The following is an 11,093-nucleotide window of genomic DNA, read 5'->3' as shown; positions in this document are numbered from 1 at the left end:
CTTGTCCCGGGCATGACGGAGTACCCCATGGGCTGGGTCACTCAATGCGCCAGCGCTCATTTCTCATATGCCAACGCCCTCCTCGCAAGGAGGAGGGCGCAGCGTTCACGTGACAGAGAACGGGAACTTGAAGACCCCCTCCACCTACGCCGTCAGCTTCTCCAGCTCCTTGATGATCGCCTCGCCCATCTGCGCCGTCGAGGCCGGGGTCGAGCCCTCGGCCTTGATGTCGGCGGTGCGCAGGCCGGAGGCCAGCACGGCGGCGACGGCGGCGTCGAGCTTGTCGGCGAGCGCGCCCATGTCGAAGGAGTAGCGCAGCGCCATGCCGAACGAGGTCAGCATCGCGATCGGGTTCGCAAGCCCCTTGCCGGCGATATCAGGCGCCGAGCCGTGCACCGGCTCGTAGAGCGCGCGGCGCTTGTGGGTCTTGGCATCGACCTCGCCGAGCGAGGCCGACGGCAGCATGCCGAGCGAGCCGGTCAGCATCGCCGCGATGTCCGACAGCATGTCGCCGAACAGATTGTCGGTGACGATGACGTCGAACATCTTCGGATATTTGACGAGGTTCATGCCGCCGGAATCGGCGAGCTGGTGCTCGAGCGTGACGTCCTTGTACTCGCGATTGTGGACCGCGGTGACGACCTCGTTCCAGAGCACGCCCGACTTCATGACGTTGCGCTTCTCCATCGAGGTCACCTTGTTCTTGCGCTTGCGCGCGAGGTCGAAGGCGACGCGGGCGATGCGCTCGATCTCATAGGTGTCGTAGACCTGGGTATCGACGGCGCGCTTCTGGCCGTTGCCGAGATCGGTGATGGTCTTGGGCTCGCCGAAATAGACGCCGCCGGTGAGCTCGCGCACGATCATGATGTCGAGGCCCTCGACGATCTCGCGCTTCAGGCTGGAGGCATCGGCGAGCGCCGGATAGCACACGGCGGGACGCAGATTGGCGAACAGGCCGAGATCCTTGCGCAGGCGCAAGAGGCCCGCCTCGGGGCGGACCTCATAAGGCACGCCGTCCCACTTCGGGCCGCCGACGGCGCCGAAAATGATGGCGTCGGCCGCCTTGGCCTTGTCCATGTCGGCTTCCGAAATCGAGGCGCCGTGGGCGTCATAGGCGGCGCCGCCGACCAGGCCCTCTTCGGTCGCGAACGAGGCGAGCCCCTTGGCGTTGAGCCAGCCGATCAGGCGCTTCACCTCGGCCATCACTTCGGGGCCGATGCCGTCGCCGGGCAGCAAAAGGAGTTTCTGGGTCGCCATGGTCGTTGTCCTCGTGGGCTGGTTACGCCCGGGGCTCTGGCCCGGGGCATCCATGATGCTTGGGATTGCCGGCCTGCCGCCGATCGGATCGAGGGCAGGCGGCCGGCAATGAAGCTGTCAAAATCGGCGGAGTGCTAAAGCCCTCCTGCGCCCTTGGCAAGCCACCATTGCCGGGGCAGGTCTTCTGTAGCGGCGGGGCGAGCGATAATGTGCTCGAAAATCGCCGCCGCGCAGCAGGATTTGCCGGCCCATCGCCGTGCCGGAGCATGTCTTGCCAATCGCCCGTTCAGACCCGACTCCGGCCCGCCCGGCGTTGACCAATCTCACGCTGTCGCTCGGGCCGATCATCGGCCTCGGCATCGGCCGCTTCGCCTACGCGCTGGTGCTGCCGGACATGCGCGACACGCTGCACTGGTCGTATTCGGCGGCCGGCTTCATGAACACGGTCAACGCCGCCGGCTACCTGATCGGCGCGCTGATCGCCTCGCACACGGCGCGGCGGTTCGGCGGACTGGCCGCGGTGCGCGGCGGCACGCTGGCGGCGCTGGCCTCGCTCGTGGTCTGCGCCATGACCGGCGACTTCGTCGCGCTCAGCCTGGCGCGGCTGGTGACCGGGATCGGCGCCGGCGTGGCGCTGGTCGCCGGCGGTGCGCTGGCGGCGCGGGTCGCCTTGGCGCGGCCGGCGCAGGCGAGCTTCGTGCTGAGCCTGTTCTATGCCGGACCGCCGCTCGGCATCGTCATCTCCGGCCTGATCGCGCCGTTCGTGCTGCAGGCATTCGGGCCGGGCTCATGGTGGATCGTGTGGGCGGTGCTCGCCGGTGTCGGCGCGGTGCTGATCGTGCCGCTGCTCGCGATGCGGCTGCCGTCGAGCGCCGCGCTGCCGGAGAAACGCGCGGACCGCGTCTCGCTGCGGCCGATGGCGATCTATCTGTTCGGCTACTTCCTCTACGGCGCCGGCTACATCGCCTACCTCACCTTCATGATCGCCTATGTCCGCGATCTCGGCGGTGGCGCGGCGGCGCAATCCGGCTTCTGGTGCCTGATCGGCCTCGCCGGCTTCACCACACCCTGGGTGTGGCGCCGCGTGCTGGCGCTCGACCGCGGCGGCTGGCCGACCGCGCTGATCCTCACCGTGAATGCGGTCGGCGCCGCCCTGCCCGCGCTCAGCCATTCGCCGGTCATGCTGACGCTGTCGGCGGCGGTGTTCGGCCTCGCCTTCTCGACCGTCACGACCGCGACCACGGCGTTCGTCCGCCTCAACCTGCCGCAGAGCGCCTGGCCGCGCGCGATCGCCGCGCTGACCATCTCGTTCGGCATCGGCCAGACGCTCGGCCCATTCGCCGTCGGCGCGATCACCGATGCGATGGGGAGTTTGACCTATGCTCTCAACGTCTCCGCCGCACTGCTGCTGCTCGGCGCGGTGATGGCGGCGATGCAGGGCAAATTGAAGCGGGATCGCGCTTCATAAAGTGTCATCCCGGCGAACGCCGGGATCCATACGCCGTGGCCGATGTAACTGGCAAAATGCCCACGATCAGCCTGCCTCAAACCACTCGCTGTGGGTATGGGTCCCGGCTCAAGGCCGGGACGACGGCGGAGGGCGTGGCGGCGATCGCGATTCTATTCAAGAGAAGCGCTCAGCTCCCGCTGAACGAGTTATACCCCTGGTCCTCCCAATAGCCGCCCTTGTAGTCGTTGGTGACTTCCATCGCGACGACGTATTTGGGGTTCTTGAAGCCGAGCTTGGTGGGAACGCGGATCTTCATCGGGTAACCATAGGCGCGCGGCAGGATCTGGTCGGCGAACTTGAACGTCATCTGGGTCTGCGGATGCAGCGCGGTGCGCATGTCCAGCGGCGAATTGTAGCCGTCCTTGTCGGCGCAGTTGAACCAGACATATTTCGCGCTGATGTCGGCGCCGATCAGCTTGAGGAAGTCGCGCAACGGCGTGCCGGTCCAGGAGCCGATCGCGCTCCAGCCCTCGACGCAGATGTGGCGCGTGATCTGCGTGACCTGCGGCAGCGCGTGCAGCTCGTCGAGCGTCCACGACTTCTTGTTGTCGACGAGCCCGCGCACCTCGAGCTTCCAGTCGGCGGCGTCGATCTCCGGCGCCTCGTCGAGCGTGTAGTAGGCGTTGAACGGGAACGGTTTGGTAATTGCGCTTTCCGGGAAGGTCGGCGCCAATGCGTCCGGATTGAAGATCCAGGACTGCACGGCGTCGTTGAACTTGGAGACCTTCTTCAGGAGCTCCTCCGCGGTGTCGCCGTCGACGACGTCGCAGCCGGTCAGCATGGTCAGCGCGCCCAGGCTGGCGCCGCCCGTGAGGAAGCGGCGGCGGGTGAGATCGGGCATCGCCTTGAGCGAGTCCTTGATCAGGAGCCGCTTGTCGACGCCGGGAATGAGGAACGGACGCTTGGCCATGATCGTATCTCCTCCTTAGCGGCCGATGATCATCGCGCGCAGGCTCTTCGGCACCAGCAGCGCGAGCAGGATGTGGATCAGCAGAAAGGCGCAGATCAGCGCCATGCAGACGAAATGGACGTAGCGCGCCGCCGGATAGTCGCCGAACAGGCTGACCAGCCAGTGCAGCTGCACCGGCTTCCACATCGACAGGCCAGTGAGAACGACGACGATGCCGACCAGGATGATGCCGAGATAGAGCAGCTTCTGCACCGCGTTGTAGACGGTCAGATCGGCATGCGAGAGCTTGAAGGTCAGCGCCGCCCTGATGTCGGCCAGGACGGAAGCCGGCGAGATCGGCAGCAGCTTGCGGCGGAACCGGCCGGTGGCGAGGCCGGTGACGAGATAGGCGAGCCCGTTCAGCATCAGCACCCACATCGCGGCGAAGTGCCACAGCAGCGCGCCGCCGAGCCAGCCGCCGAGCGTGATGCTGCGGTCGAAGCGGAAGTCGAACAGCGGCGAGGCGTTGTAGATCTGCCAGCCGGACATGATCATCACGATCATCGCGACGGCGTTGATCCAGTGCATGACGCGGACCCAGGCTGGCTGGATCACCTTGGCCCGTGAGCTGGCGATCGTCGTCTCGGTGGCGGTGATGCTGGACATGACGGGCTCGATGGTTTGGGGTGGTCTGGAGGTTCCAATCAGGTATACGCCAAAGATCGGCCGCCCGTTACGGGCTCAAACCGGCAAATCGATGCTTTCAGCGCGCTGGCTCTCACAAAAAAGCGAGCCGGGGTGGGCCCGGCTCGCTCGTGGTCACATCCGCGAGGAGGAGGAAGAAACAGATGTGACCGGTGTTTCGACCGGAGATCAGGAGGCCGGCATGAGCACGGTGTCGACCACGTGGATGACGCCGTTCGACTGGTTGACGTTCGGAATCGTGACCATCGAGGTGCCGCCCTTGGCGTCGACGATCATGACGTTCTTGCCCTCGCGCTTGACGGTGAGCTGCTCGCCCTCGACGGTCTTGAGCATCTGGCCGTCCTTCAGGTCCGAGGCCTCGAGCTTGCCGGGCACGACGTGGTAGGTGAGGATCTTGGTCAGGGTCGCCTTGTTCTCCGGCTTGACCAGCGTGTCGACGGTGCCGGCGGGGAGCTTGCCGAAGGCGGCGTTGGTCGGCGCGAACACGGTGAACGGGCCCTTGCCTTCCAGCGTCTGCACGAGGCCGGCGGCCTTCACCGCGGCGACCAGCGTGGTGTGATCCTTCGAGTTGACGGCGTTCTGCACGATGTTCTTCGACGGATACATCGCCGCGCCTCCGACCATCACGGTCTTCTCCTCCGCGCGCGCGGGCGCGACGGCGATCGAGGTCAGCGACAGCGCGCTGAAGGCGGCGGCAGCGAGGAAGGCAATGCGCTTGGACATGGGTAGCTCCTGAACAATGGCGGCGGCAGCGCCGCGTGATGAGTTCGACTGCGACACCGATGCTGTGATGAGCGATGCGCTCTTGCGTCGTGTCGGGCCGAGCTACGCGCGCTGCGCCGAGCGAGTTTCGCGGCATAATTTAACGTGATCCGTGAAACCAATGGCGACCGAGATCGTCTCGCCGGTTCATTGGCCGAGATGTCGCGCGCCGGAATGTCGCAGCTGCGCGGGTCTCATCAGTACGAGGTCGGCCATTGGCTGATGACGGCGGGCTCTGCTCGGCCATTAACTACGATGCCAGCCGGGGCCGGCAAAGCTTGCCGAAAACATTGCGAGTAAGACTTTCTTAAGGTTGATTGGTCGTCACGACGCCGGCTGCGGGAAGGGGATGTCCTGCACGGCCCGGCGCGATCGGCGGGGGTTTCCTACAGTGAACAGAACGATCTGGATTGCGGGGTTCTGCCTCGTGATAATCTGCTGCTTGCTTGCTACCAAGATGGTGCTCGCCGCGGTGACGCCCGGCGACATCGCCGGCGAGACGACGTCGTCGCTGATCCGCGAGCCGATTCCCGGCGTTGATACGCTGAGCGAATCCGATCGCAGCTTCGAGGCTCAGCCGGTCGACATCAACGATGCCGCGCGTCTGCCGCTGGTCTCCAAGGCCGTGCGAGCGGATGGACGTGTTGGCTCCGCCGCGCGGCGGACCAAGCCGACGAGCAAGACGGCCGTGTTCCGGCCGACCAAGCGCAATCCGCAACCCGTGAAGACCTCGGCCGCGTCATGCCGGCAGCTCGATCCGATCGCGCGCTTCCTCGCGTCGGCGAAGATCGGCCCGCGCTGTCAGGCGTGATGGATTGTGAGGTCAGGCCGAGACGGCCGTCACCACCTGCGCCAGCAGCTGCTCGCGCCGCGTCTGCGAGCGCTGGCCCTTCATGGTGGCGGCGAAGCGCTCGAGGATGCCGTCCTCGAACGCCGTGACGATGGTGTCGTGCACGTAGCTCTTGCGGCAGATCGCCGGCGTGTTGGTGAGCTCGTCCGCGGCGGCGCGGATCGCCTCCAGGATCTGCTTCTTGCGGCCGCGCGCGCTCGCCGCCGGCGTGATCCGCGACAGCGTCTCCAGCGCCACCGCCGACGCCATCAGGGTGCGGAAATCCTTGGCCGAGATCTTGATCCCGGCGATCTCGCGCAGGAACGCATTCACCTGCGTGGTCGAGACGGCGCGCACCACGCCCTGCGCGTCGCGGTACTGGAACATGCGCCGGCCGGGCAGGCCGCGCAGGATGCCGACGGCGCGCACCAGCTTGGCGGCATCGCATTCCTTGCGCACCGCCTTGCCGCCCTTGGCCTTGAAGGTCAGCACCAGGCAGTCGTCTTCCAGAATGACGTTCGACTTCAACAGCGTCGCGGCGCCGCGGGTGCCGTTGAGGCGCGCATAGGACTCGCTCCCGGGGCGGATCGCGGTGCGCGCGATCAGCTCGATCACAGCGGCGAGCGCGAACTCGCGCGTCGGCTCCTCGCCGGCGAGATGCTTGGACACGGCGCGGCGGATGCGCGGCAGCGCGCCGACCAGCTTGGCGAGACGATGCGCCTTGCGATGCTCGCGCACCTTCTCCCAATCGGCGTGATAGCGATATTGCAGCCGGCCGGCCGCATCGATGCCGACCGCCTGGAGATGCGAGCTCGGGTCGGCGGCGTAGCGCACCTCGCGATAGGCCGGCGGCACGGCCATCGCGTGCAGCCGGCGGATCGTGCCGGCATGGCGGATCTGGGTGCCGTTGGCGCGGATGAAGCTGTAGCTCTTGCCGCGCTTGATGCGGCGGATCGTCAGCTCCGACTGATCGCCGAGCTTCAGCCCGATGCGCTTGGCCAGTTCCTCGACCGTGGTCTTGGCATGGGCCTGGGCACTGGCGGCTTTCGCGTGGGCGAGGTCCTTCAGGGTCAGCTTGCGGCGGGCCGGCTTCGGCGGCCACTGGCCCAGCGCCTTCGCGAGCGCCACCTCGGGATCGGCCGGGCCGACCCTGGGACTCTCGAAATTCTGCTGGTCCATCATTGCTTTAGACGCCCTGCCGTCGTGTTCATCCGCTCAATGCCCCGGGCCACGGTTTAGTTCCGACCGGGTTATCCACAGCTTGAGGGCGATTTAGGGCGTCGGAGCGCCGATGGCGAGTCCCTAAATTCACGTAGAAAGGTTTTTTGATACCGTCGAATGGACCGCTTCAGGAGTAACCTTGATGCCATGGGCTTTGGCGGGGGTCCGCCAAATCCGGCTTCCTCAACCTCCGCGCACAATTCTTTGATCCTGCGCAGACTGCCTCCCCGCCGAAGGTCCTACTTGTCTTGCCTTGTCGCCGCCGGTTACGCGGACGCATAGTGGGAACAACGATGGCTTGCTGAGGGTATCGATGGCGAGCCGCATGTGGAGGGTGTGAAATGTCCGAGAAGATCTACGACGTCCCGGCCGAGTGGGCCAAACGCGCCTTCGTCGACGACGCCAAATACCAGGAGATGTATGCGCGCTCGATCAATGACCCGAACGGCTTCTGGGCCGAGCAGGCCAAGCGGGTCGACTGGATCCATGCGCCGACCAGGATCGAGAACGTCTCCTACGCGCCCGGCAACATCTCGATCAAATGGTTCGAGGACGGCGTCCTCAACGCCGCCTACAACTGCATCGACCGCCACCTCGCCACCCGCGGCGACCAGACCGCAATCATCTGGGAAGGCGACGATCCCTCGCAGTCGAAGAACATCACCTACCGCGAGCTGCACGACGAAGTGTGCAAGATGGCCAACATCCTGCGCAACCGCAACGTCAAAAAGGGCGACCGCGTCACCATCTATCTGCCGATGATCCCGGAGGCGGCCTATGCGATGCTGGCCTGCGCCCGCATCGGTGCCATCCACTCCGTGGTGTTCGCCGGCTTCTCGCCGGATTCGCTCGCCCAGCGCATCAAGGATTGCGACTCCAAGGTCGTCATCACCGCCGACGAGGGCCTGCGCGGCGGCCGGAAGGTGCCGCTGAAGGCCAATGTCGACGCGGCGCTGAACAAGGTCGACAATGTCGACTGGGTCGTCGTGGTGAAGCGCACCGGCGGCAAGATCGAGATGAACCCGACGCGGGACCTCTGGTACCACGAGGCCGCGGAGATGGTGACGACGGATTGTCCGTGCGAGCCGATGAACGCCGAGGATCCGCTGTTCATCCTCTACACCTCCGGCTCGACCGGCCAGCCCAAGGGCGTGCTGCACACCACCGGCGGCTATCTCGTCTACGCGTCGATGACGCACCAATACGTGTTCGACTATCACGAGGGCGACATCTACTGGTGCACCGCCGACGTCGGCTGGGTCACCGGCCACAGCTACATTCTGTACGGGCCGCTGGCGAACGGCGCCATCTCGCTGATGTTCGAAGGCGTGCCGAACTATCCGGACAATTCACGGTTCTGGAACGTCATCGACAAGCACAAGGTCAACATCTTCTACACCGCGCCGACCGCCATCCGCGCGCTGATGCAGGGCGGCGATGCGCCCGTGACCAAGACCTCGCGCGCCTCGCTGCGCCTGCTCGGCTCGGTCGGCGAGCCGATCAATCCCGAAGCCTGGGAGTGGTATCACCGGGTCGTCGGCGGCGGCCGCTGCCCGATCGTCGACACCTGGTGGCAGACCGAGACCGGCGGCATTCTGATCACGCCGCTGCCCGGCGCGACCAAGCTGAAGCCGGGATCGGCGACGCGGCCGTTCTTCGGCGTGGTGCCGGAGATCGTCGATGCCGACGGCAAGACGCTCGAAGGCGCGACCGAGGGCAATCTCTGCCTCACCCGCTCCTGGCCGGGCCAGATGCGTACGGTCTATGGCGACCACGCCCGGTTCGAGATGACCTACTTCTCGACCTACAAAGGCAAGTACTTCACCGGCGACGGCTGCCGCCGCGACGCCGACGGCTATTACTGGATCACCGGCCGCGTCGACGACGTCATCAACGTGTCCGGCCACCGCATGGGCACCGCCGAGGTCGAAAGCGCGCTGGTGGCGCATGCCAAGGTCTCGGAAGCGGCCGTGGTCGGCTATCCCCACGACATCAAGGGCCAGGGCATCTACGCCTATGTCACCCTGATGGCCGGCGAGACGCCGAGCGAGGAACTGCGCAAGGAGCTCGTCGCCTGGGTCCGCAAGGAAATCGGCCCGATCGCCTCGCCCGACCAGATCCAGTTCTCGCAAGGCCTGCCCAAGACCCGCTCCGGCAAGATCATGCGCCGCATCCTGCGCAAGATCGCCGAGGACGAGCCGGGCGCGCTCGGCGACACCTCGACGCTCGCCGATCCCGCCGTGGTCGACGACCTCGTGCAGCACCGGCAGAACCGCAAGGAGAAGCAGGCCTGAGTTCGGACTCTCGGCCGCCATCGGCGGCAGCGACGCGGTCGGCGGTGCCGTTCGCGTTTGCTGCCGCCGTGGCGGGTCGATTTGCATCCGGGGGCGGTGCGATGGAACACGAATATTGCGCGATCGCGGATCTACGTGCTAAGGTTGTGTCACCGGCATAGGACCGGGTCACACAAGATGGTTCCGGATGGCAGGGCCGAACGGCCCGTGGTCATCGGTGGGGCGCTCAAGCGTCTCGCTCAGGAGGCCGGGGATGGGGTCTTTGTGCTCATGAACATCCCCCCATTTGCTGTATGCTGATCAGCATCTACTTGCCTTTTTCCGATTACCGGACCCTGATGGTCCCGGGCTTCCGCCGGCTTGCGAAGCCCACATGGCCCTTTCCCGACCAAGGAGACGGAGTTCACCTTCGCAGCATCGGCGCAATCAGACAACGCCGGAAGCTCGGCTTCGAGGGATGGGTTGGCGAGGACCGACTGGCTTTCGGCGTCAATGCCCTGACCGTTCAGCTGAGACGGCGAGACGATGCTCACCAATTGGGACGACTGCGTCTGATCAGGAAGGCCTGCTACTTCGACGGCCTGACCAATGGCAGGATCGAGCTTCTGTTCGGCGCCGAGCCACCCAACATCGACAAAAGGGCGGCGCTGCAAGCCGCCGGCTACTTCCTCGACCTGAAAGCCAGGATCGCGAAGGGCGGCTTCGAAGGCCCTCTCGTGTCGGTGCCGCCAGCCCTGGCGAGGCTATGGGCGGACGTGACGGTCTCGCATGGTCAGCCCAGCCATTCGGAATGGGTCAAGACCGGCAGGCCGGTGTGTATCGTGGAATGTGACCAGCCCCTCACCCCTGACCGCGGCAGCCAACAGGAGACCGAAGCTGTGGTCCAGCTCGCGCTGATCGCCCGGCCACGACGCACAGAGGTCATCTTGATCGCCCCAAGCCGGAGCATCGAACCGGGCGGATCGGACAGCAGATCGCAGTTCCGCTTCGCGGCGCGCTACGTGCGAACCTACTCTCTGCGACTGCTCCAGAACGCCGAATCGCTGTCGCTGCTGTTCGCCTTGCCGCTTGCGGCGATCGATGACGACCGCGTCCAGAACCTCGTCAATGAGTATACGCGGCAGATCAACCGCTCGCGGCAGCGGATGGAGCCGTTCCGGGCCGCCGATCTCGTGCAATACTGCTACTCGGCCTTCGAGCGGCTTTATCCCGGACGGATCGCGGCGCTCCGCGTTCAACTTCAAAACAGCAACATACGGCCAAACCTGGTGCGAAAGATGCTCCAGTTTCTCGACCTATCGGAAGCCGCCAACCTTCAAGTTTCGGGCGGGATCAACCTCGGCGATGGCGACATGGTGCAGGGAGACAAGGTCATGGGCGACAAATACGAGAACATCGATGCCAAAGGGCAAGGTATCGCGATCGGTCGCGGCGCTACGGCGAAGGTGACCGCCAGTTCAAACAACGTCGATAGCATTCACACCGCCCTCGCTTCACTGGCGGATGAGGTCCGGAAACAGAGTGGCCGGGATGACGCGGAAACCGAGGCCACGCTGGTCGAGGCTGCGGCCAAGAAGGCCGGCGAGGGCGACGAAGCCGGCGCCGCCGCCATCCTGAAGAAATCGG

The 11,093-nt window shown here is 65.6% G+C and carries 9 protein-coding genes; 4 read left to right on the top strand and 5 right to left on the bottom strand.

Going from position 1 to position 11,093, the window contains the following annotated elements:
- Nucleotides 1-144: 144 nt before the first annotated feature.
- Nucleotides 145-1,257 carry a 3-isopropylmalate dehydrogenase gene (leuB, locus tag BRAS3809_RS06705; RefSeq protein WP_008961332.1) on the bottom strand — a complete coding sequence of 371 codons (1,113 nt, stop codon included), beginning with the start codon at nt 1,255-1,257 and terminating at the stop codon, nt 145-147.
- A 271-nt stretch (nt 1,258-1,528) separates the two neighbouring features.
- Between leuB and BRAS3809_RS06700 the strand changes: the two genes are divergently transcribed.
- Entirely contained in the window at nt 1,529-2,725 is a 1,197-nt protein-coding gene (locus BRAS3809_RS06700) for a YbfB/YjiJ family MFS transporter (RefSeq protein ID WP_008961331.1), read from the top strand.
- A gap of 169 nt (nt 2,726-2,894) precedes the next feature.
- On the opposite strand, the gene BRAS3809_RS06695 is transcribed toward BRAS3809_RS06700, so the two are convergent.
- The 3 genes from BRAS3809_RS06695 to BRAS3809_RS06685 form a co-directional block, all read right to left on the bottom strand.
- Nucleotides 2,895-3,677, bottom strand: coding sequence for a molybdopterin-dependent oxidoreductase (locus BRAS3809_RS06695; RefSeq protein WP_008961330.1), 783 nt, complete (start codon nt 3,675-3,677; stop codon nt 2,895-2,897).
- 15 nt (nt 3,678-3,692) lie between these two features.
- Nucleotides 3,693-4,322, bottom strand: a complete 630-nt coding sequence (locus BRAS3809_RS06690; RefSeq protein ID WP_008961329.1) for a cytochrome b/b6 domain-containing protein — start codon at nt 4,320-4,322, stop codon at nt 3,693-3,695.
- A 207-nt stretch (nt 4,323-4,529) separates the two neighbouring features.
- On the bottom strand, nt 4,530-5,084 hold the full coding sequence (locus tag BRAS3809_RS06685) for a fasciclin domain-containing protein (RefSeq protein ID WP_008961328.1): 555 nt from the start codon (nt 5,082-5,084) through the stop codon (nt 4,530-4,532).
- Between the two features lie 481 nt (nt 5,085-5,565).
- Between BRAS3809_RS06685 and BRAS3809_RS06680 the strand changes: the two genes are divergently transcribed.
- A complete protein-coding gene (locus tag BRAS3809_RS06680) occupies nt 5,566-5,934 on the top strand; it encodes a hypothetical protein (protein ID WP_240535612.1) in 369 nt (122 codons plus the stop codon).
- 12 nt (nt 5,935-5,946) lie between these two features.
- Here BRAS3809_RS06680 and BRAS3809_RS06675 read toward each other — a convergent pair whose 3' ends face one another.
- Nucleotides 5,947-7,134, bottom strand: a complete 1,188-nt coding sequence (locus BRAS3809_RS06675) for a DNA topoisomerase IB (RefSeq protein WP_008961326.1) — start codon at nt 7,132-7,134, stop codon at nt 5,947-5,949.
- Nucleotides 7,135-7,514: 380 nt separating this feature from the next.
- Here BRAS3809_RS06675 and acs point away from each other — a divergent pair, with 380 nt between their 5' ends.
- Both acs and BRAS3809_RS06665 read left to right on the top strand, forming a co-directional pair.
- A complete protein-coding gene (gene acs, locus BRAS3809_RS06670; protein ID WP_008961325.1) occupies nt 7,515-9,467 on the top strand; it encodes an acetate--CoA ligase in 1,953 nt (650 codons plus the stop codon).
- 293 nt (nt 9,468-9,760) lie between these two features.
- On the top strand, nt 9,761-11,093 hold a 1,333-nt coding region (locus BRAS3809_RS06665), incomplete at its 3' end, for a hypothetical protein (RefSeq protein ID WP_035655583.1).

It is taken from the genome of Bradyrhizobium sp. STM 3809 (assembly GCF_000239795.1).
Lineage (GTDB): Bacteria > Pseudomonadota > Alphaproteobacteria > Rhizobiales > Xanthobacteraceae > Bradyrhizobium.
This window is presented reverse-complemented; position numbering and strand designations above follow the sequence as displayed.